This is a genomic window from Spiroplasma endosymbiont of Andrena trimmerana (assembly GCF_964019575.1).
Classification (GTDB): Bacteria; Bacillota_I; Bacilli_A; order Mycoplasmatales; family VBWQ01; genus Spiroplasma_E.
The window spans coordinates 1,170,478-1,192,861 of record NZ_OZ026455.1; the positions used below are offsets into that span (position 1 = coordinate 1,170,478).

A 22,384-nucleotide genomic window follows, 5' to 3' on the forward strand; every position below is an offset into this window, starting at 1 on the left:
TTATCATCTCATTTCTATTTAAAGTTTTTAATCAATGTTTGATTAATCCAATTTAGAATTTCAGTTAGTTTTTCATATTCTAAACGCTTAGGTCCAACAATTGCAATTTGTCCTTGTTCACCATCATGAACTTTAAAAGTAGTAGTAATCATTGCCATATCGTTATTTTCATTACCCAGTTCTTCACCAATTTTAATTTGTAGTTGATTATTATTTAATTCATCAAAATACATTCATGGTGATTGTGATTCAATGAATTTAATAATTGTTTTAACCTTATTAATATCATTAAATTCAGGATTTTCTAACATATATTGAACACCGTGTGTTGTTGATAGTGGTCGTGAGAAATTAATTAAAGTGTTAACAAATCCTTGAATAATATATTCTGATTTTTGTACTTGTTGTTCAAGGATTGGTTTTAATAAATTTACTTTCTCACTAATTTCACTAATTTTAGTACCAATTAATCTGGTGTTAAAAATATCAATGGCAATTGATAAATCGGTTAATGATGTTTCTTGAATATTAAACATTTTGTTTTGAACATGACCATTACTAGTAATACAAATTGTTAAAGCATTATCATTACTAATCGGTATTAATTCAATTTTTTTTAAAGTATCTTCATTAATATTAGGACCAGTAACAATACTAATCAAATTAGTCATTTCACTTAAAATACTACTAGTTTTATTTAATACTTCGGTAATTACTAAGTTACGGTTATTAAATACTTCTGCTATTTTTTTCTTCAAGATTTCTAGTTCTTGATGTTCACCCATATTCATTAAATTATCAACATAATAGCGATAACCTTTTGTTGAAGGAATACGACCACTAGAGCTATGTGCTTTTTCTAATAATCCTAATGTTTCTAATTCAACACATTCATTACGAATAGTAGCACTAGAAAAATTAATATTGTTATTATTTTCTAAAATAGTTTTGCTACCAATTGGTAATCCTGTTTTAATATATTTTTCAACAATGATTTTTAAAATTTGTGATTGTCTGTTACTTAACATTGTTCACCACCTTTTTTAGCATTCATTAACATTGAATGCCAATACTTATATAATTATAACTGAGAGTGTAATAATATCAAGACTTAATTGAATTTTATTTTTTTACTGAGAATAAACATATTGTCTTTATTGATAGTAATTACCATTCGTTTGTGGGGTATTAGTTCTTCTTTAATAATAGCTTGTGCGATAATAGTTTCAATATAGTGTTGAATATAGCGTTTAATCGGTCGTGCGCCATATTCTTCATCATAAGCATCTTTTAGTATTTTATTAACTACTTCTGATTCATAAGATAATTGTAAATTTTTTTCTTGTCTTAATCGCAATAATAAAGTATCTAATTCTTTAATAATAATTTCTGTTATTACTTTTTTACTTAATGGATTGAAGATAACAATTTCATCAATTCGATTAATAAATTCTGGTCGAAATGATTTTTTTAAGATATTTAATGCTTGCTCTTTGCTGTTATCTTTACCACTTAATAGTTCTTGTGAACCAAGATTTGAAGTCATAATAATTATTGTGTTTTTAAAGTCAATTAAGAGACCATGACTGTCTGTAATTCTACCTTCATCAAGAATTTGTAATAAAATATTTAATACTTCAGGATGGGCTTTTTCGATTTCATCAAAAAGAATGATACTATAAGGATTTCTTCTTACTTTTTCGGTTAATTGTCCACCGTTTTCATAACCAACATAGCCAGGAGGTGAACCTAGTAATTTGCTAACTGCGTGTTTTTCCATAAATTCTGACATATCAATACGAACCATATTTTTTTCGCTATCAAATAAAATATCAGCTAAGGTTCTAGCAACTTCAGTTTTTCCAACACCGGTTGGACCCAAGAAAATAAATGAACCAATTGGGCGATTGGGATCTTTAATGCCAGCACGAGCTCTAATTAAAGCATCGCTTACCAACTGTAGGGCATTACTTTGACCTTTAATTCTCATATTTAAAGTTAAGGGTAATTTTAATAATTTTTCTTTTTCAGTTGCTAATAAACGAGTAACAGGAATGCCAGTTCATTTTGCAACAACTTTTGCAATATCTTCACTAGTAACATCTTCAGTAACATCTTCGCGTAGTAAAGGATTATCTTTTTTTATATTTTCACTATCTTTAAGTTCTTTTTCTAAGTTGGGAATAATACTATATTGTAGTTCACCAGCTTTTGTAAAATTACCTGATAATTGATACAATTCTAATTCTGATTTAGCATTTTCTAATTTATTTTTTAAACTAGTAATATGGTCTAATGCTGACTTTTCTTTGATTCATTTATCTTCTAATTGTTGTAAAGTATTTTTTTTAGTTTTTAATTGTTTATCGACTTCAATTAGTCTTGTTTGCGAGTTTTCATCTTTTTCTTTGCTTAAGGCTGCTTGTTCAATTTTTAATTGTAAGACTTTTCTTCTTATATCATCTAAATCACTAGGAACCGAAGCAATTTCAGTTTTAATACTAGCACAAGCTTCATCAATTAAGTCAATTGCTTTATCAGGTAAGTAACGATCATTAATATATTTATTAGATAGATACACAGCTTCTCTTAATGCACTATCATGAATTTTTACACCATGATAAGCTTCAAAACGTTCTTTTAAACCACGTAAGATAGCAGTTGTATCTTCTGTTGTTGGTTCTTTAATAATCATCTTACGAAATCTTCGTTCAAGGGCTGCATCTTTTTCAATGTATTGACGATATTCGTCAAGTGTTGTGGCACCAATACAACGTAGTTCACCACGTGCTAACATTGGTTTTAGTAAATTAGAAGCATCCATTGAACCTTGTGTTCTACCAGCACCAACAATTAAATGTAGTTCATCAATAAATAAAATAATTTTTCCATTAGAATTTTTAATTTGGTTAATAACCGCTTTTAATCGTTCTTCAAACTCACCTTGGAATTTAGCGCCAGCAATTAGTGCTCCCATATCTAGTTCATAAATAATTTTATCTTTTAAGTTACTAGGAACATCACCACGAACAATACGTTGGGCTAAACCTTCAATAATAGCAGTCTTACCAATACCAGGTAAACCGATTAAGACGGGGTTGTTTTTAGTTTTTCGTGAGAGTATTTCTTCTACTTTACGAATATCTTCATCACGTCCAATAATAGGATCCATTTTTCCTGTTTTAGCTTGTACAATTAGATTACGAGCAAATTTATCAAGAATTTTAGGATCATTACTATAGTTAGGGATTTCATTTAATTGCATAATGTCACTCCTCTTTTTAGCACTATAATTACTTGATTGCTAATCATATTAATATACTAACAAATAAAATTAGCAGTTTCAAGTAGTAACTGCTAATTTTATATTTAATTGAATTAGGGATAAGTATTTTCAATTAAAGAAACTTAATATAATATTAATATTTGTGATAGATCTTGTAGGTATTTTAGATCTTAAATATATATTTCTCGTGTAAATAATATATATCATATTTTTAAAAGAATTGATATACTAATTACATAATTGCTAGATAAAAATAAATAATAGTAATTTAATAACTTTTAAATATTAAATTTATAAGGAAATATTATGAAACAATTTAAACAAAAATTAATTTTATTACTTAGTGCTAGCAGTTTATTAGTAACCTCAGTATTAAGTATTAGTTTTAATAATAAAAATCATCAAACTAGTAATAGTAAAGTTAGCGGCTTTCATATTACTGTTAAGTCATCAAATCGTAACTTAGTTAATAGTATTAAATCTTGAAATAATGATTCACAATATTTATATAATAATGTTAAAAGTACACCATTAAATGTTAATTTTGATAGTTATGATCAAATTATTAATAATGATTGAACACATAGTAATATTGAAACCAATGATATTATTAATGATCAAGGTTATAGTCAATTAAAAAGTATTATTAATGATAATAGTAGTTATTTTAAAAATGCACAAGGTTTTCTTACTGCGGGTGCTTTTGGTCATACTTTTAATGAAAAAAGTAATAATTTAATTTTACAATATCATCAAACAATTAAAGAAAGTATTGATGCAGGACTTTTTGCAACAATATATGAAGCAAGTGACATTAATACTTTAATGGAAGTTCCATATAATTTACAACCAAGTACTAATTTTCAAAAATCTAATTTTGAAACGCGTGCTAAAATATTTCCAATTGGACCATTTGCAAATACTAAGGATAGTTTTAGTAATGAAATATTTGTTTTTTATGTGCATCCTCCTTTTAAAAAATCAGGATTAGAAATTTCTATTAATAATGAAAACAGAGAAATGAAAAAAAATGTTAAAACTAATAGTAATAAAACTTTTGACTATGCTATTTTAAACCAAGATTATAGTAAAAATAAGCCCACTATATATAATGTTAAATGAAACGATAGTGATGGTAGTACTGTTTTAAGACAAGAAACACTTACTATTAATAGTTCTATGCCAGACATTCAAGTTATTAATGAAAAAGAAGTTAATTCTTCATTAATTCATCAATATTTTATTAATGATGAAAAAAATAGTAATTTACAAATGATTGCTTTTAGTCAAATTAAATCAGAAGCTGTTATTACTGCTAATGTTAGTGAAGATAAATGAATATATCAGCGTGTTGATGATAATCTTGTTCCACAAGAAGAAAAGGTAACACCTATTTCAAATCAACCATTAAAAACATATCAATCTGAAGATCATACTATTTATTTATTACAAAGAATAGTAAATGATAAAGTTGATAGTTCTTCAAGACAATATTTAAATATTTATAATATTAATCCTTTATCAACTAAGTTTTCTGGTTTTACTAATTTTGCTAATAGTCAATCTGGTATTGATTTTAATCAGTATTTACAAGAAACCACTAATATAGATTGTGCAATTGATGTACTAAATCCAGGTCAATTACGTTATTGATTATTGTTTTATGAGCACGATTTAATTACTCATTTATATGCTAATGTTAAACATGATGAAAAAAATAAAAATAACCCTTTTGCCTTACCAGAAATAAAACTAAAAACGACAACTTTAATTAATAATTGAAATATTATAATTATTGGTAGTACTTTTTTATTAGTTATTATTGCTATTCCAGTAGTTATAGCAATATTAAGAAGAAAGAAAATTAAAAAGTAAGCAGTTTGGGGTAAGTCTAGTCATTATAGATATAGTTTACTAAATTTTAAACATATAGATAGTATAAAAATTTATGTAATATTGATAAAAATAATTAAATTTTCTATACTAAATATAGAAAATATGATATTATTTTTTTAAAAATTAATATAAGTTTTAAACTCATTACTTATTCAAAAGTAAATGAGTTTTTTTTTATTTTTTTTAAAAAAGGAGAAGTTAATAATGACTTGATTAGAAGTAGAAAAGGCAATTGCAGATTTAGATGAAAGACAAAAAGATGAAACTAATTTTATATTAGTTGATAGTAATTATCATCCAGAAATGACTAAGAAAAAATACAAATACTGAAAAAAATTTAAAACAAAGCATTCAACAACAGCAAAAACATTAAAAATTATTTGTGCGTCTACTAAAGGACTTGTTAAGGGGGCTTATGAAGGGATTCCTGAAGGTGCTGTTAGAGGTACTATTATTGGTGCTGGTGGTGTTTTGGTTACAACTTTTTTTGTATCTCCACCTGCCGGCATTATTGTTGCAGGAGCTGCTGTTGCTGGTGGTGTTACTTATGAGTTGTTAAAGGTAGTCATGTAGCTATTATAAAAGGAAAAGTAGCAGCAAAAAAATTTGATGAAAAGAAAAAAGTACAAAAACAAGATTTAGAAGAAGCACAAAAACACGCAATAAATTCTAATACAGATTTACAAAATAAAACAAAAACTAAATCAAAAAAATCAATTAATTTATAGGATAGGTAATTTTTAATTTCATTAAATTGTGGAAAACTATTTTTATTTTAAATTTTTGTATTAAAATAAGTGTTATTTAATAAATATAAATCTTATTTAATTATTGATAAAAGCATGTTAAAATTGTAAAGAATTATATTATAGAAGAGGATAAGTATGGAAAATAAAAACCAAGAAGTTAATTTTGAAAATAATAGTGAAAATACATTTCCAAGAACTAAGTTTTTGATAAGTGTTGGCTATTTAATAATACAAGTATTAATTCCAGGAATTATTCTTTTTTTTACTACTAGTACTGATTTTACTTTTACTTTTAAATTACCTTTTTGAATAATGGTACTTTCTAGTTTAAGTTTAATCATATTTACTTTTATTATAACCTTTATTACATATAAGTTAAAATTACATCAATTAGATCAATTTACATATAGTATTCCATTTGCTTTTGTTTTATCATTATTTTATTTGTCAGGATACTTTTTAACTCCTCAACAAATTTTAATACGTTTTATTATTTCAATCGCTGGTGCTGTTATTGGTATTTTTTTAACGAGTATTATTTTATTAGTATTAAGAAAAAAAACAAAAAAAATCATATATTAAGTTATAATAAGTGATATAAATCTAAAAAAATAAAACGAAAAAAAGGCGCGTAATATATGTTACACACCTTTTTAAATATATGTTTTTTATTTACTGTATAAAAATTATTCAATATCTAATTCTCATACATTTGTAATTGTTCCAGCAAATAGTTTTTTATCAACTATTAATGATGAATATACTGAAGCATTTAATTCATATTTGTTTTTTACTTGACTAAAGCTTGAATCATGTTCATAAACATTATTATTATCAGTGGTAGCATATATTTTGTTATTTAAATCTTCTATTGATAAAGAAAAAATTTTACCATCTTTCAAATTAATTTTTTCTGTTATTTCATTTTTGATTAAATCATACTGATAAATTTTGTCTTCTGTTGCTAATATTAATTCAGTATCAGATAGTGCTTTAATATCAAAAATAATATTACTTTTATTTTTAAAATCATATTTTAATTTATGGGTTTTAGTTTCTAAATCAATTTCTCATAATTTTCCTTCACTAGTGCCAGCGTATATTTTATTTTCTGTAATTTTAACTAGGGCATTTACATCACCTCAATCGTCAAAATGATATTTTTTAGTATTACCAGTATTAATATCTAATTCATAAACATTACCAATACCAGTACCAACATATAACTTATCTTTTGAACCTTCAATTAAAGTTTTAGAATCATACTTATCACCAAATCCAATGAATTTCTTTTCTGCAGTTTCAGTTTCTAAATCAATTTCTCAAATTGTATTTGTTATTGTACCAACATATACTTTACCATTTGATGCTTTAATTAAACTATTTATACGTTCTTCATTTAATTGATATTTATTGATTTTTGTATTATTAGTAAAATCAATCTCTCAAATATTTCCGTTCTCTGTTGCAGCAAATATTATACTATCTGAGATTTGAAGAAATTTATTTATTTTTCCATCATTTAATTTATATTTATTAGAAATTTGACCTTCACCTATGATAATTGTTAGATTAGTAGTTAAATTTTTAAATGAATCATAATTATAATTAATTTTTGCATCAATAGAACCACTAACTGTGAAGTCTTCATCTTTTAAATCAATTTCTTTATTATTAGTAATTTTGTTTAATGAAAATAAATTATTTTTAAAAGAATTTTTAATTTCAGAAATTAATGAATTTTTAATAAATTCATTAATTGAATCATTTAATTCCATTACTGAACTTTGAAAATTAACTTTTTTTGTATATTTTGTTTCATTAATAGCATCAACAATTTTTTCAGAAGAAGCATTAATATTAATTATTAATAAAGTTTCTTTATTTTTAATTTCTCCATAATTAAAAATGATTTTAGCATTAATTATACCTCATTTATCTAAATCTTCTTGTTTTAAATCTTCTCCATTATTAATAATTTTATTAAATTTAAAATCTTCGAATTTAAAAGCATTTTTAATATCATTATTTTTTATTTCATTTTTAATAAATTCAGATTTATTAATTTTTTTATTGATAGATTCTAAGCTATCTTTCATTGTTATATTAACTGTATATGTAGTTTCACTAATAGCATCAACAATTTGTTTATCTGAATATTTTACACTGATTTTTAAATCAACAAATTGATTTTTAATTTTTCCATAATTATAATTAATTTTTGCATTAATAAGTCCTATTTTTTTAAAATCATTATTATTAATGTCTTCATTTTTTTCATTTATAATTTTATTTAGTTAAGTATCATTTTTCACCGCAAGTGTAAAGTTTGATACTTTTTTTATTTTCTATGATAAGATATATAAAGATTTATATTTATTTATAAATCATTCAATTTTATTTTTATAAAAATTTCATGCGAGGAATGTTTATAAATGAATATTTCATATAATTTTTATGTTAAAAAAATTTTTTATGCTTGTTATGTTAAAAATGTTGTTTTACCTATTGATATGTTAAAAAATGAAAGAAATAAATTAGGTATAAAGAATATTGGTAATATTACTAAGTTAAGAAATAATAACGTTCGTACTAAATGTAAATTAGTTCAAAAAGCATTACATAATTTTTATAATGCAAGAATTTTAAGTTTTTTAACTTTAACTTATCATAAAAATGAAACTGATATTAGAAAAGCAAAACATGATTTACAATTATTTTTTAAACGTTTAAAACGTTGATGAAATGACCCTAAACGTTCTAAACATTTAGGTGAATTAAGATATTTTTATGTTTATGAATATCAAAAACGAGGAGCCGTACATTTTCATATATTATTTAATCGTAAAATACCTTATAGTATGATAACTAAATGATGACCACATGTTGGTAATAATAAAGGTATTGATTTAAAAGTTGTACATAAAGGTACAAATGAATTTGTGGTTAAATATTTGAGTAAATATGTAACAAAAGTACAAGAAAATATTAAATCTTTAAATCAAAAAGATGTTGGTATTCAAGCATATTCTTTTAGTAGAAATTGTAAAAATCCGCTTGTAGTTCGTGGTACTAAAATGTTAAGTTTACAAAAATTAGTACAAGCATGTGAAAAAGCAAAAGAATTTTATTTATTTAAAACTAAACCAAATGAACAAGGTAATACTCAATTAATTGGCGGAAGTTATGATTATGTTGTTACTAGTGATTATTTTAAAGATTTTAACTATTATATAAGTTTAGATAGTTTAAGATTTAGGTATTGATTAAAAAATAAATTTAATAAAAATGAAGTTTTAGATTTTCTTTATAAAGTTTTTGATAAAACTAAAATTGAAAAAATATTTTTAAAAAATCGTATTCTACATTAATTTTAAATTTTTTCAAGTAATATATATACTATATTTGTATTTTATTTTGTTTTTGTTATACTTTTATTATAGTAAGTAATGTTTATTTTACTCGCATGGAATAAAATATTACTTACTTTTTCATTTTTATATTTATTGATTTTTTTATAATATTTGATATTATTAATTTATAAGTTTATATTGTTTTAGATTAGTTTTTAAATAATATTTTACTTATTTGAATTGGTAACAGTTCCATGCGAGGAATAGTTAAATATTAATATTAAAAACTTTTTATTTATTAAATTAATTTTGTATTTATAATATTTTTAATTTAATTACTTAATTGTTTGCCAATTCAATCTATTATTTTTTTTATTAAAATTTATAGAAAGGATTGGCAATTTTTATGTTTAAAACTCAATTAGTTAATATTGAAAAAGATAAAATGATACCCGATAAAAATAATCAAGGTAAGTTTTTAAATTTTGATGTTTTAACTTTTTTGGAAATTAATAAACAAACAAATATACCTACTGGTAAAGTAAGAGACAAATGGTATAATCCAACAGTTGTTAATGATTTTTCAAAATATTTACATAAATTAAATTTAAAAGTTGGTAATTATTATAATTTAGTTTTGGATTTATCCGGTACTATTGTAGATATTACTGAATGAAAATAATGTATAAAATAAAAATTAAATAAGGGGCTTATATATGGATTATATATTTTTCATTTTAAGCCCCTAATGGATTAGATTATAATTCATATATAAGCTCCTTATTAATAAAGTAAGGAGTTTTATTTATGCCTAATGAGTTAGAACAAACTAGTAATTATACTTTAACTAAAATTTTAAGAATTGGATTAAGTCCATTAAGTGCTATGGTTGGAGTTAGTGCTTATTATGGTCAATATTTAAAAGACCCAGTATTAGGTTCTATTAATTCTTTGTTATTTAGTAAAAAGTTAGGAATTGATATATGGAATATTAATCAAAGACTAACTACTAGAAATAAAGTTATTAATAGTTATAAAAAGATATTTTTAGGTTTAGGAACAATTGGTTTAATAAATTATGCTAAGTTTGTTCAGTATGTAGATAAGTTAGTTTCTTTATTAAGAGATGAACCTTGTTTTTGACCACCATGTCCTACTGAACCACCTAAAACAACGTATCCACCATTTACAACTGTTAAACCGATAATTGATGTTCCTTTTGTAGATTGAGATACTTATATATCTTTAAATAGTTTTGGTATAGCAAATGTTATTAGTGGTTTAACTGAGTTAATCCCTAATAGATTTCAAAATATAAGAAAGATAGCAAATATGGGTACTGGTGGATGTTTGATTAGTAGTGGTGTTGCTATGGGTATTAATAATAATTTTAATAATTATTTTGCTATTCCTACGATTATTGCCGGTGCAAGTGAGATTATTAATACTTTATTATTGCCATTGGGAAGTACACATAATAACAGTGAATTACAAGAAATATTTACAGATGAAAGAGCAAAATTAATTAATGCTAGTGTTAGTGATTATCAAAGTACAAATGACAGTATGGTTGATGTTGATTTAAATGATGATAATATGTCGGAGATTAATTTAGATAGAGCAAGTTTAAATTGGGATTATTCTTATGCTTATACATTAGGTGGTGTTTAATAATGGAAAATAAAGAAATTAAAAAAAAGTGGTATGACACTCCTAAATTTCATGTTTTTTTGTTTTATTGTTGGTTTTTTTCTATGGTTTGAACTGTTGCTGAAATACATAATATTATAAATGGTAATTTTGATTTTTTTATTGGTTTAGATTTAGGCATTAATATTTTACTTTTTGTTTTAGTAATTTTTTATGAGTTATTTAGTTTAATTGATTTTTAAAAAAAAAGAAAAAAAGGAAGTGATAAATAATGGATATGAAAGAAATTATAAAATATGTGTTATATATTGGTGGTTTTTGTTTAATTCTTTGATTTTGTAGAAATTGAATACGTGAAGGTATAGAAAAATATAAACATAGAAAACATGTAAAGGAGAATGATAGTGAGCCTGATTGTATTTTTTGTCGTAAAGATTTTGAAAAGAAGAAACGTAAATTAGAAATGGAAAAACAACAAAAAGAATTAGAGAAAGGGGGTGATTAATATGCCCGCTGGACTATCAGCATTATTAACCATGATAGGTGGTGTAGGACAACAATTATTAAATGCTTTTACTTATATTTTTGGTTGAGTATTTACTACTGGTGATGGTGGAACACTTACAAATTGACCAGTGTTAATTTCAATTGTATTTATGGTTCTTGTATTTATTAAGCAGTTTGTTGGTCATATTATCCATGGAACTCATTAGTAATTAGAAAGGAGTAAGCAAATGGTAAAGTTATTTTTTAGTTTGGTTTTTGTTTTACCATTATTGGGTAGACTTTTACCAGTTGTTAATACTTTGGTACAAACTATTTATATGCAGTATTTAAGTTCTTTTGCTGGATTACATACTGTGACACTTTTTATTAAGTCGTTTTTTTATGATAGTTTATACACTTTACCTTTGCCTATTCTTGCTTTAATAAATGTTAGTTTTGTATTTTATTTAATTTTAGGATTATTTAGATTTACAAGACATTAGGATGTGAAATTATGTTTATACCTTTTATTACAACTGTTATGCAATTATTTGCTTCAATTTTTATGAAGTTTTTTAGTTTTCCACTTGGTGATTTAGGTTTTAATTTAGGTACGTTAATGATATTTTTGATTTTGCTTAGATTTGCATTTAGGGTTATTTTACCCGAATTAATGTTACCAACATTAGGTTTAGGATATGCTGTTAAGTTCATTGGTAAAAGTTCTGTTTCTTTGGGTGTTGGTACTGGTCAACAAATTGCTAAGAGTTATCAAAGACGCGTTGAAAAAGTAAAAACAAGAAATAAACAACAAGGTAAGTTTAAAGGTGGTGCTGGCGGTAATAAGTTTACTGGTAGTTCAACTCGTGACTTTGGTATTGGTGATTAATTATGTCTAATTTTGTTATTAGTATATTGCATTTTATTTTTATATTTTCTAGTAATGATATTGGTATATTTTTAAATCAAACTAATATTACTGATGAAGTTTATATTTTGTTTAATTTGACTTTTTGATTGGTATTAGGTGTATTTTTAATTTTATTTATCGTGTTATTAAATTTGTTTTTAGGTCATTGTTTGGGTAGGTGTTAAGTATGAGTGTTTTAGAAATTTACAATAAAATACATCAATGTATAGTTGATTATTGAACTATGTTTATAGGTAATCCAGTTGATGATTTTACTACTATTTTATGAAATTTAGTAGTTTATGGAACACAGTTTTTTATTGGATTTGTTTTGTTTTATGGTTCATGGTGAATTTTAAAATGTTTGTTTGGTAAATAATTATGTGATTTAAATTTGCTAAATTGTTTTTTGTTGTAAATACTTCTGTTCAAGCACCAACTTCTTTAATTGTTTCAAATGACCCTAATGTTGTTAATTATGATATTAAAAAAGAAATGATTAAACACGTTAAGTATAATGATTTTAATGATTGAGCAACTATTCCATGAAATTCTGCTTATTTTGACATTGACCAACCGGATTTAAAATTAGTTAGTGGTGAAATTATAGGTGGTGTAGATAATGATTTGGATTTTGAATATCAAAGTGATGTTGTAGGTGTTAAAAAGACAACACTTAATACTGGAACTGGTGTTTATTCTTTTAGGAGATATCAGTTAGATGATATTTCCCGTATTATGTTCAATCATAATTTTATTCAATATGGTAAAAAAAATCGACTTCTTATTCATAATGTAAATCATTGAGTTAAACCTTTAAATTTACGTTTTGAATTAAATTTTGAAATTGATAAACCTTTAAGTTTTTATATTCAAGGTTTTATGTTTTATTTTAATTATGAGGCTTTTTCTACATTTACTGGTGATTTTTCTTTTAGTTTTTTAGATTATGTTGGTGATACAAAATATGTTTTTAAAGGAAAGATTGGTAATGATGTTTATATGCAAGATTTGTATAATTTTGTTACTATGCCGGTTCGTGTTCCAAATTTAAGACATTTAACTGTATTTTTTGATATTCATGGAACTACAAATTTAACTATTCCACCAGAGGTTTCATTTGGTCAAATTAATATTTTTTCAAGTGAGAAAGTAACACCAGTTCCGCCAAATAGTCCTTTTAACCCTGAGTATGAGCGTGTTAGTTGATATGATGTTTTTGGTCATTTGCGTAATGCTTTTAGATGAGTACTTTATGGTGTTGTTGGTAAAGTTTTACCAGTTGAACCATTAAGAGAATTTTTTACTAAACTTGATGGATTATTGAGGCGTATTTTTGATGATACTATTAGTTCTGTTTTAAATGTTGATTTTACTAGTGGTTTAGAACAAGTTTTAACTTTATGAGTATTTTTAAAAGCAGTTGGATTTTTAGTTGGTTAGGAGTTTATTATGAAAAAGAAAGATTTATTTGAAATTTGTAGTGGAGTTATTTTTTGTTTTTTAATATCATCGTTTACTGCGTTATTTTTTGATTTTGATGTAGATAAATTAAAGTTATTTTTTGAAAATGCTAGTTTTGGTTCAAAAATTTTATTTTTCCTTTTATTTTAAGTTCATATTTTGTAGATTTTTGTTTTTGAATTAAAAATAAGTTTAAAAATAAAAGTAAGGTGGTTAAATAATGCCTTGATATGGTTATTTACTTTTAGGAGTTATATTATTAATAATACTTTATCCATTTTTAATAACTAGAAAAAATATAAAGATATTACAACGTGTAGGTAGTTATATTATTTCAGCACCACCACGTACTGGTAAATCTGCTCTTGCTTGTTGTTTAGCACAAAAACATAAGGGTAGGGTAGTAAGTCCTATTCCTATTAAAGTTCGTAATGAATATAGTTATCGCTGTTCTTATGATGATGTTTTTAAATTTAATCAATTAAATAGTAATTATGCTTTTAAAGAGTGTGATATGGTTGTTTTAGATGAGTTAGGTTTGAAAATTAATAGTAATGATTTGTCGCCCGAATTTAAAGAAACACAAGAAAGTTTAGGAATGTTTTGTAAATTAATAGGTCATAATTTTAATGGAATTATGTATATGATTGAACAACACCCCGATAGAATACCAAAACAAGCACGTGAAAAAGTGGAATATATTGTGCAAGTTAAAAGAATGCGTATTTTGTTATTTTTAGTTAAGTTTAAACTAAATATTTATACTAATGTTGATGATTATAATAAAGTTGTATTATCTAAAAGACAAACAAAGCGAATAATTAAACGTGGTGGATTACCACCTAGTTATAGTGGTGAAACTATGACTTTTAGTTTATGATTTCCTAGGTCTTATTTACAAAGATATAATAGTCGTGCTTTAAATTATATTCATTCTTTAAAGAGTGAATTAAGTACTGTTAAAGACTATGAACAATCACAAGCATTAGATTTTACTGTTGATGATATTAGAGCAGTAGGATTAGATAAGTTGGATAATATATTACAAACTGAAAAGAAAGAAACTCAAAATACTGTATGCCGTACTTGTTATTATAGAAATAAATATTCTAAGAAAAATAAGAAAGATGTTAAAATAGAGTAAACCTATATTATTGGTCGAAGCCAACCAACCAAGGTTCTGGTTGGCTGTGGCGTTTACGCCACTGGGGTGAGTTGCGAAGCAACGAGGGGCAAAGCCCCTATATACTTGATGAAAATAAATCATTATTAAAATTTTTTTGATTAATTTCATCTAATGAATTTTTAATAAATTCTGAACTAATGTTTGTTTTTAATTCATCTATAGTACTATTAATTATAATATTATCAAGTGAATAATTAGTTTGATTAATTGCATTTACTATTTTTTTATCATTATTTTTTTGTTTTTCTTTTATTGCACATGATGCAATACTTAAAGACATTGGTAATACAACAGTTAATACACCAACTGTTGCTAGCATTTTTTTGTAACTTAATTTTCTTTTCATCTTTCATCACTCCAAAGTGTTATTATATTTCTTTTATATTTGAATTTCAACACTTAAAAAGGAATGAGTTAAATTGAATATCAATTATATTTTCATTCCTAAATAATGTTTTAATGTTTTAATTTACTATTGATCAGTTTACATTAGTTTTAATTTATATTGATTTGTTGAAGATTTTTTTTGTGAATTTAGTGAATTTGCTTCTTTTTTTATTGAAGAAAAATCTTGAATTTTATTTACTTTTTTCTTGATTTTATATCCTTGTTTCAATATTTGATATTCTGGTCTAGATTTTACATAATTACTACCTTTATTATCAACAATATATTTGCCACCTTTAGCAATTACAATACCACCAGCAGTTGCTTCTAATGTATTCATTAATGATGCTTCTGGATTTAATATTGCATTTAATACACCAGCACCAGCACCACAAATTAATGATGTTCCAACTTTAGTTTTATTTTTATCTTTATGTTTTATGGATTTTTTAATTTGATAACCCGCTATTCCTCCGGCTACAGCACCAATCGCAATGTCGGTAACAGGTAGTGGATTTGTTCATGAAAGACCATCAATTGCTCCTAATCCAGCACCCAATCCACCAAAAATCATTGGTAAATAATCAATTGTTTCATTAACGATATTTTTATCTTTAGCCATTTCTTTTAATCTTCCTTTCTAAAAACAAAAAAACTCATTTACTTTTTAACAAGTAATGAGTTAAAAACTTATATTAAGTTTAGAAAAATAATATCATAATTTTAATAATAATTATAAAAAAATATTAATTACATAATTCAGTGTAGATTAATTATAGTTACATTAATTATTAAATATTAAAGATATATTTTTTATTTTCTTTTTTTAGTAATTTTTATATTTAAATTATGTGTATAATTCTAAATTTTGTATTGCTTTTAATAAAAAATACTTTATAATATTTAAGACTGTTTATGCAGTTTCAACCGCTCTACTTTAGGTTAACAAGTGATTTATTCCACCTATAAGGCGAGTCTAAACTGGAGGTAATAAGAAAAATGTTTGTAGTTATTCAAACAGGAGGAAAACAAATTAATGTTTCCTATGGTCAAGAAATTTTTGTTGAAAAACTTGTTGGCAAAGCTAAAGATAAAATTATTTTTGACAAAATATTGATGATTGATCAACAATTCGGTAAACCTTTCCTAAAAGGTGCTGAAGTTCATGGTGAGATTATTAAACAAGATAAATCAAAAAAGATTCGAGTGTTTAAATATAAACCTAAGAAAAATTCAAAAACAATGTATGGACACCGTCAGCCATATACAAAGGTATTAATTACTGATATTTTACTTGCTGGTAAAAGTCTTGTTGATAAGAAGGCAGAACAATCAAAACCAGTAATTAAAGATGAAGTAAAAAAAGAAGTAATTTCTGAAGTAGTAACTCCTATTATTAAAGAGCCAAAATCAGTAGTTAGTAAAGTAAAAAAAGAACTTACAAAAGAAAAAGTTGTTAAAACTAAATCAGTTGTTAAGGATAATATTACAGAACCAGATAACACTAAAACTGTTGTTAGTGAAGGTAATTTAAAAACTATTTTTGATCATAAAAATATGACTGTTAAAGTTGTTAAAGAAGATGATGAAAATAATAAAAAATAATTTAAGGTAATATCAAATTATGGTTAAAGTTACTTATAATTACCAAAATAGTAACATTGTAGAAGTTATAATTACTGGTCATGCTAATTTTTCAAAAATTGGAAATGATATTGTTTGTGCAGGGATTTCAGCCATTGTTATTGGTACATTAAATGCACTTCATGAACTTGATAATAATCAAGTTCAAGTAATTAATAATACTGCTGGATTAGTTAAACTTAAAGTTGCTAGTTTCACTAATAATAGTCAAATCATTTTAAAAACAATGCTTTGACAATTAAAAACTATTAAAGAACAATATCCAAAATATATTAACATAAAGGAGGTGTAATTATGTTTTATAAATTAAATTTACAATTATTTGCTTCAAAAAAAGGAGTGGGTTCAACTCGTAATGGTCGTGATTCACATTCTAAACGTTTAGGTGCTAAAATTGGTGATGGACAAAGTTTAAAAGAGGGAACAATTATTTATCGTCAACGTGGAACTAAAATTCACCCTGGTGAAAATGTAGGACGTGGTGGTGATGATACCTTATTTGCTTTAAAATCAGGAATTGTTAAGTATACTATTTTTAAAAAAAATAAAACACGAGTTTCAGTTATACTTGATAAAAAGTAAAAATAAATTTTTAATAATAAAAACCTATTTTCAATGCTATCATATTTTGAAGATAGGTTTTGTTTGTTTATTTTATGTTTAATGATATGATAGGAGAAAATAATGAAACATATTACTTTAATAATTACTGGTAGTATTGCAGCAAACAAAGCCTTAATTTTATTAAAACAATTAAAAAAAGAATTTTTAGTTGATATTATTTGTACTAAAAGTTCTTTACATTTTCTAGAAGATAAAACATTTTCTTATTATTCTGAAATGTTTGAACAAGAATCATATGTTAAAGGAGATTTAATTACTCACACTAATTTAGCAATTAAAACAAATTTAATTGTTGTTTATCCTGCTACTATGAGTTTTATTAGTAAAGCAAATTTAGCAATTGCTGATAGTTTAGCATTATCAGTATTTTTAGCTTCCAAAGCAGAAAAGATATTATTTCCAGCAATGAATCATAATATGTATCACAATCAAAGTTTTCAAAAAAATTTATTAGAATTATCTAATTTTGAAAATATTACTATTATTCCTCCAGATTCAGGAATGTTAGCCTGTAAGATGATTGGTGATGGACGGGTTAAAAGTCCAGATAATGCATTAACAATAATTAAAGATTTTTTTAAAAAAAGTATTGATTTATCTAATAAAAAAATTTTAATTAATATTGGTCGTACTAGAACTTATATTGATCCAATTCGTTATATTACTAATAATTCTTCAGGAAAAATGGGTAAAGCATTAGTAGATGCTTTTCTTAAAACTAACGCTAAAGTAGTATTAGTTGCAGGTGATTGTGATTTTGAAATTAAATCGCAAAAAAACCTAACTATTATTGAAGCAAATACTAATGAAAAAATGTTCTTAGCAATGAAAGAAAACTTTGATAATGCTGATATTGTAATATGTGCTGCTGCTTTAAATGATTATAAAGTAAGTAAATATATTCCTAATAAAATAATTAAAAATAAAAACGAAAATTTATCTTTATCACTGATTGCTAATATTGATGTATTGGCATTTTTAGGTAAGCAGAAAACAAAACAAGTTTTAATTGGTTTTGCTGCTCAAGAATTTAATGATAAAAATCTTGGTATCGAAAAAATGAAAATTAAAAATTGTGATGGTATTTGTATTAATAATATTAGTGTTATGGGTAAAAATGAAACAGAAATTAATTTTTATTTTAAAAATAATAATTATAATTTAATTGGTTCAAAAGTGGAAGTTGCTAAGCAGATAGTTGATATTATAAGTAAGAATATTTTAAATTATTAATATGCTGAGTTATACTTGTAAGTGCAAGTAAATAAAATTGCAAAAAATTCTCATATAAAAATTTCATAATGCTAAATTTAGTTTAGAAAAAAGTAAGGAGTTTTTATATGAGTGCTGAGTTATACTTGTAAGTGCAAGTAAATAAAATTGCAAAAAATTCTCATATAAAAATTTCATAATGCTAAATTTAGTTTAGAAAAAAGTAAGGAGTTTTTATATGAGTTATAAACATCTTGGCATAGATGAAAGAATTTATATTGAGAATCAATTGAAATTTAAATTTAAAATTAGTGAAATAGCTAAAAATCTTAATCGAAGTATTAGTACTATTATTCGAGAAATTAATAGAAATAAAGATAATAATCATTATTTTTCATTAATTGCACAAAATAAAGCTGAAAATCGAAAACAATCACATATTAGTTTTCATAAGTTTAAAAATAAGAATTTAGTAAAATATGTACAACAAAAATTACTATTAGGTTGATCACCTGAACAAATTTATGGCAGAATTAAAAATTTTCATAAAGAATGAGTTATTAGTTTTAAAACAATTTATACTTGAATTTATTTTGGAATGCTTGATAAAGTTACTAGTAAAAATTTAAGAAGAAAAGGTAAAAAACGAAAATCTAAAGAAAATCGTGGCAAGTTTAATGGTAAATCAATTAAAGAACGAGATATAAATGTTAATGATCGTATAACACTTGGTCATTGAGAAGGAGATACTATAGTATCATCACGAGGTAAAAGCAAATCATGTTTAATAACTTTAGTTGAAAGAGTATCACGATTTACTTTAGCAATATTAGTTAAAAACAGAACTACTAAAGTTATTAATAAAAATGTCAGTTATTATTTATCAATTCTTCCTAAAAACATTGTTAAAACTATTACTTTTGATCGTGGCAAAGAATTTTCAAATTGACAACAACTTGAAAAAAATTTAGATGTAAAAATTTATTTTGCCAATCCATATTCACCTTGACAAAGAGGTACTAATGAAAATACTAATGGTTTAATTAGAGAAAAATTTCCTAAAAAATTTATTTTTTCAAAAACTAATAAAAATGAAGTTCATAAATTTATATTGTCTTTAAATCAAAAACCGAGAAAAATACTAAATTATCTTTCACCAATCGAATATTTGGATAGAAAAATAATTTAGTTGCACTTACCTTTACAATTTAGCATAATCTTTAAGTTCTGTTTCTAGTTTTTCTTTATCATTTTCTACTTCTTTTAATTTTGTTTCCAGTTTTATATTATTATCTTGAATTTCTTTTAGTTCTTCTTCTAGTTTTTCTTTATTATCCATGTAATCTTGGATTATTTCTTGTAAATGTTCAATACTTTCTGTTGCTTCTTTTAAGTTTGTTTCTAATTTTGTATTTTTATCTTGAATTTTTTTTAATTCTTCTTTTAGTTCTTTAACTTTATATTCAAAATTTTTGTTTTCTTTTACTGATTTTGTATAAAGATTGCTTATTTCGTCTAATTTATTACATGTTTCTTGTAATTTTTTATTTAATTTCTCAATTTTTTTATCACATTTATTGCTAGTGGTAATACCTCATCAACTATCAACATCAGATTTTTTTACTATATTTTTATCTTTATCATTTATCATTTTTAAAGTACCCCTTTTTAAATATAAATATTTATTTTTAATAATTGAGATTTATTAAAATATTTTTAATTAAATTTTCATTTATTTTTTCTTATAAATTAAAAAAATAATAAATATATTTAAACTAATATTATTAATGTTTTAATTTAAATAAAAGTAGTTGACTAATAAGTCAGTAATAAATTTTATTTTTTTAAATTACTTTAAATAAATCTCAAATAAAGTTTATATGTGAAAAAATCAATATACAATATATTTTTTCAAAGATAAAATTAAATAAAAAAACTATTGATTTGATTTTAATCAAATTAATAAAAACACCTATAAGTTTTATTTTAATATATAATTTTTCATATATGAAAATAACTTAAATGATATTTAACATTAAAAAAACATTTTTTTAATTTTCATAAAGCAAAAATAGTTTACAAAAAATATTAACTAGATATAGTAAATTATTATTTTTTTAACAATAATATCTGTATACTAAAATTATATGAAAAATAAAATAGTATTTTACACAAAAATGTTAACACTATATAATAAGAGTTATTTTTAATATAAAAAAGGAGTAAGAAATGCGTTTTATAGATGTAACAAAATTAAAAGTTACTGCCGGCAAAGGCGGTGATGGTGTTGTTGCTTTTCGTCGTGAACTTTATGTAGCCAAAGGTGGTCCATCTGGTGGAGATGGAGGAAGAGGCGGTAATATTATCTTTATTGGTGATTCAGGTATGAATACTCTATTAGACTTACGTAAAAATAAAGAGATAACTGCTGAAGCTGCTAAAAATGGTGCACCCAAAAATATGCATGGACGTAAAGGAACCAATACTTATGTAAAAGTTCCATTAGGTACTATTATTAGAGATAACAAAACTCAAAATATTCTTGGTGATATTATTAAAGATAAACAAGAAATAATAATTGCTGCCGGTGGTCTTGGTGGACGAGGAAATGCTCGTTTTGCTTCGGCAATAAATCGAGTACCTAAAATATGTGAAAAAGGAATGCCTGGACAACATTTTGAAATAATTTGTGAGTTGAAATTATTGGCCAATGCCGGATTAGTTGGGTTGCCTAACGCCGGTAAATCAACATTATTAGGAGCTATTTCTGCTTCAACTCCAACAGTTGCTGATTATCCTTTTACTACTCTTAATCCACATTTAGGTGTTGTTAGAGTTGATAAAAATAATAATTTTGTTATGGCGGATTTGCCTGGATTAATAGCAGGAGCTAGTTTAGGAAAAGGACTAGGTTTACAGTTTTTGCGTCATATTGAACGTTGTCAAGTTTTAGTACATATGATTGATATTAGTGATAAGACTCAAGATCATTTTTTAAATTATCAATTAATTATGAGTGAATTAGAAAGTTATAATAAAGATTTGACAAAAAAACCGCATTTAATTGTTGCAAATAAAATTGATTTACCAGATGCACAAACTAATTTAGAGAAATTAAAAGAACAAATTAAATTACCAATAATTGCAATTTCTGCTATGAAACATATTAGTTTGGATATATTAATTAAAGATATTGCTAAAGCTGTTGAAAAAGAACAACTGCATCAAGTTAATAATAATGAAAATAATGAAGAACATATTCTTTATGAATATACTAATAAAGAAGAAGTTCCACAAGTTATTATTACTAAATTTGCAAATAATCAATGAACTATTTCTGGTAAAACCGTTGAAGTAATATATCAAAAAAATCCTTTAAATAATTATCATAATATTTTATTATTTAAAATTAAATTACAAGATTTAGGAATTTATGATGAATTAAGAAAGCAAGGAATAAAAAAAGGTGATCATGTTAAGATTTTTAATTATGATATGATTTGAGAAGAAGAATAAAAAAAAGGGCAAAGGAAAATA

General features: G+C 24.1%; 27 protein-coding genes, 1 pseudogene and 1 other annotated feature. Of the genes and pseudogenes, 22 read left to right on the top strand and 6 right to left on the bottom strand.

The genetic code is table 4. The features are described 5' to 3' along the window. Positions 1–14: 14 nt before the first annotated feature. On the bottom strand, positions 15–1,028 hold the full coding sequence (hrcA, locus tag AACL03_RS06955) for a heat-inducible transcriptional repressor HrcA (RefSeq protein ID WP_252320996.1): 1,014 nt from the start codon (positions 1,026–1,028) through the stop codon (positions 15–17). Between the two features lie 83 nt (positions 1,029–1,111). Beyond that, entirely contained in the window at positions 1,112–3,265 is a 2,154-nt protein-coding gene (locus tag AACL03_RS06960) for an ATP-dependent Clp protease ATP-binding subunit (protein WP_339039921.1), read from the bottom strand. A 327-nt stretch (positions 3,266–3,592) separates the two neighbouring features. On the opposite strand from AACL03_RS06960, the gene AACL03_RS06965 reads away from it, so the two are divergent. From AACL03_RS06965 to AACL03_RS06975, 3 genes are all read left to right on the top strand, one after another. Further along, a complete protein-coding gene (locus AACL03_RS06965; protein ID WP_338957492.1) occupies positions 3,593–5,161 on the top strand; it encodes a hypothetical protein in 1,569 nt (522 codons plus the stop codon). A 225-nt stretch (positions 5,162–5,386) separates the two neighbouring features. Then, entirely contained in the window at positions 5,387–5,755 is a 369-nt protein-coding gene (locus AACL03_RS06970; RefSeq protein WP_339039922.1) for a hypothetical protein, read from the top strand. Positions 5,756–6,066: 311 nt separating this feature from the next. After that, on the top strand, positions 6,067–6,513 hold the full coding sequence (locus AACL03_RS06975; protein ID WP_339039923.1) for a DxFTY motif-containing membrane protein: 447 nt from the start codon (positions 6,067–6,069) through the stop codon (positions 6,511–6,513). Between the two features lie 104 nt (positions 6,514–6,617). Here AACL03_RS06975 and AACL03_RS06980 read toward each other — a convergent pair whose 3' ends face one another. Continuing rightward, complete coding sequence (locus tag AACL03_RS06980) at positions 6,618–8,030, bottom strand: hypothetical protein (RefSeq protein ID WP_339039924.1); 1,413 nt, start codon at positions 8,028–8,030, stop codon at positions 6,618–6,620. Between the two features lie 336 nt (positions 8,031–8,366). Between AACL03_RS06980 and AACL03_RS06985 the strand changes: the two genes are divergently transcribed. From AACL03_RS06985 to AACL03_RS07045, 13 genes are all read left to right on the top strand, one after another. After that, positions 8,367–9,302 (top strand): rolling circle replication-associated protein, encoded by a 936-nt coding sequence (locus tag AACL03_RS06985; RefSeq protein ID WP_339038695.1) that lies wholly within the window; start codon positions 8,367–8,369, stop codon positions 9,300–9,302. A 388-nt stretch (positions 9,303–9,690) separates the two neighbouring features. Then, positions 9,691–9,966 (top strand): hypothetical protein, encoded by a 276-nt coding sequence (locus AACL03_RS06990; RefSeq protein WP_338974505.1) that lies wholly within the window; start codon positions 9,691–9,693, stop codon positions 9,964–9,966. Positions 9,967–10,091: 125 nt separating this feature from the next. Next, positions 10,092–10,955: a hypothetical protein gene (locus AACL03_RS06995; protein ID WP_339038693.1), complete on the top strand. Its 864-nt coding sequence runs from the start codon at positions 10,092–10,094 to the stop codon at positions 10,953–10,955. A gap of 2 nt (positions 10,956–10,957) precedes the next feature. Then, complete coding sequence (locus AACL03_RS07000; protein ID WP_339038691.1) at positions 10,958–11,176, top strand: hypothetical protein; 219 nt, start codon at positions 10,958–10,960, stop codon at positions 11,174–11,176. Between the two features lie 29 nt (positions 11,177–11,205). Next, positions 11,206–11,439, top strand: coding sequence for a hypothetical protein (locus tag AACL03_RS07005; RefSeq protein WP_338960396.1), 234 nt, complete (start codon positions 11,206–11,208; stop codon positions 11,437–11,439). A 1-nt stretch (position 11,440) separates the two neighbouring features. After that, complete coding sequence (locus AACL03_RS07010; RefSeq protein ID WP_174480862.1) at positions 11,441–11,647, top strand: hypothetical protein; 207 nt, start codon at positions 11,441–11,443, stop codon at positions 11,645–11,647. A gap of 21 nt (positions 11,648–11,668) precedes the next feature. Beyond that, entirely contained in the window at positions 11,669–11,923 is a 255-nt protein-coding gene (locus tag AACL03_RS07015) for a hypothetical protein (protein WP_174480864.1), read from the top strand. Positions 11,924–11,934: 11 nt separating this feature from the next. After that, positions 11,935–12,309, top strand: a complete 375-nt coding sequence (locus AACL03_RS07020; protein WP_338960394.1) for a hypothetical protein — start codon at positions 11,935–11,937, stop codon at positions 12,307–12,309. Positions 12,310–12,311: 2 nt separating this feature from the next. Then, positions 12,312–12,515, top strand: coding sequence for a hypothetical protein (locus AACL03_RS07025; protein ID WP_339038688.1), 204 nt, complete (start codon positions 12,312–12,314; stop codon positions 12,513–12,515). Positions 12,516–12,517: 2 nt separating this feature from the next. Further along, positions 12,518–12,709: a hypothetical protein gene (locus tag AACL03_RS07030; protein ID WP_174479934.1), complete on the top strand. Its 192-nt coding sequence runs from the start codon at positions 12,518–12,520 to the stop codon at positions 12,707–12,709. Between the two features lie 2 nt (positions 12,710–12,711). Continuing rightward, the gene (locus AACL03_RS07035) at positions 12,712–13,773 is read left to right on the top strand and encodes a hypothetical protein (protein WP_339038686.1); all 1,062 of its coding nucleotides are present in this window, start codon (positions 12,712–12,714) and stop codon (positions 13,771–13,773) included. Between the two features lie 9 nt (positions 13,774–13,782). After that, complete coding sequence (locus AACL03_RS07040) at positions 13,783–13,944, top strand: hypothetical protein (protein ID WP_339038684.1); 162 nt, start codon at positions 13,783–13,785, stop codon at positions 13,942–13,944. A gap of 70 nt (positions 13,945–14,014) precedes the next feature. After that, positions 14,015–14,938: a hypothetical protein gene (locus AACL03_RS07045; RefSeq protein ID WP_339038682.1), complete on the top strand. Its 924-nt coding sequence runs from the start codon at positions 14,015–14,017 to the stop codon at positions 14,936–14,938. 97 nt (positions 14,939–15,035) lie between these two features. Here AACL03_RS07045 and AACL03_RS07050 read toward each other — a convergent pair whose 3' ends face one another. Continuing rightward, positions 15,036–15,326, bottom strand: coding sequence for a hypothetical protein (locus tag AACL03_RS07050; protein WP_339039925.1), 291 nt, complete (start codon positions 15,324–15,326; stop codon positions 15,036–15,038). Between the two features lie 138 nt (positions 15,327–15,464). Continuing rightward, the gene (locus AACL03_RS07055; RefSeq protein ID WP_339039926.1) at positions 15,465–15,989 is read right to left on the bottom strand and encodes a hypothetical protein; all 525 of its coding nucleotides are present in this window, start codon (positions 15,987–15,989) and stop codon (positions 15,465–15,467) included. Positions 15,990–16,282: 293 nt separating this feature from the next. Then, positions 16,283–16,355, top strand: a sequence feature (ribosomal protein L21 leader region). Positions 16,356–16,366: 11 nt separating this feature from the next. Here AACL03_RS07055 and rplU point away from each other — a divergent pair. The 5 genes and pseudogenes from rplU to AACL03_RS07080 all read left to right on the top strand — a co-directional run. Further along, positions 16,367–16,657, top strand: a pseudogene (gene rplU, locus AACL03_RS10030) (50S ribosomal protein L21); the annotation flags it as partial. A gap of 334 nt (positions 16,658–16,991) precedes the next feature. Continuing rightward, the gene (locus AACL03_RS07065; RefSeq protein WP_281748879.1) at positions 16,992–17,303 is read left to right on the top strand and encodes a ribosomal-processing cysteine protease Prp; all 312 of its coding nucleotides are present in this window, start codon (positions 16,992–16,994) and stop codon (positions 17,301–17,303) included. A 2-nt stretch (positions 17,304–17,305) separates the two neighbouring features. After that, positions 17,306–17,593, top strand: a complete 288-nt coding sequence (rpmA, locus tag AACL03_RS07070) for a 50S ribosomal protein L27 (protein ID WP_174481212.1) — start codon at positions 17,306–17,308, stop codon at positions 17,591–17,593. A 102-nt stretch (positions 17,594–17,695) separates the two neighbouring features. Next, complete coding sequence (gene coaBC, locus AACL03_RS07075) at positions 17,696–18,868, top strand: bifunctional phosphopantothenoylcysteine decarboxylase/phosphopantothenate--cysteine ligase CoaBC (protein ID WP_338957475.1); 1,173 nt, start codon at positions 17,696–17,698, stop codon at positions 18,866–18,868. 217 nt (positions 18,869–19,085) lie between these two features. Continuing rightward, positions 19,086–20,036, top strand: a complete 951-nt coding sequence (locus AACL03_RS07080; RefSeq protein ID WP_339038665.1) for an IS30 family transposase — start codon at positions 19,086–19,088, stop codon at positions 20,034–20,036. 12 nt (positions 20,037–20,048) lie between these two features. On the opposite strand, the gene AACL03_RS07085 is transcribed toward AACL03_RS07080, so the two are convergent. Next, positions 20,049–20,498: a hypothetical protein gene (locus AACL03_RS07085; protein ID WP_339039927.1), complete on the bottom strand. Its 450-nt coding sequence runs from the start codon at positions 20,496–20,498 to the stop codon at positions 20,049–20,051. Positions 20,499–21,076: 578 nt separating this feature from the next. Here AACL03_RS07085 and obgE point away from each other — a divergent pair. Beyond that, a complete protein-coding gene (gene obgE, locus AACL03_RS07090) occupies positions 21,077–22,363 on the top strand; it encodes a GTPase ObgE (RefSeq protein ID WP_339039928.1) in 1,287 nt (428 codons plus the stop codon). The last annotated feature ends 21 nt before the right edge of the window (positions 22,364–22,384 follow it).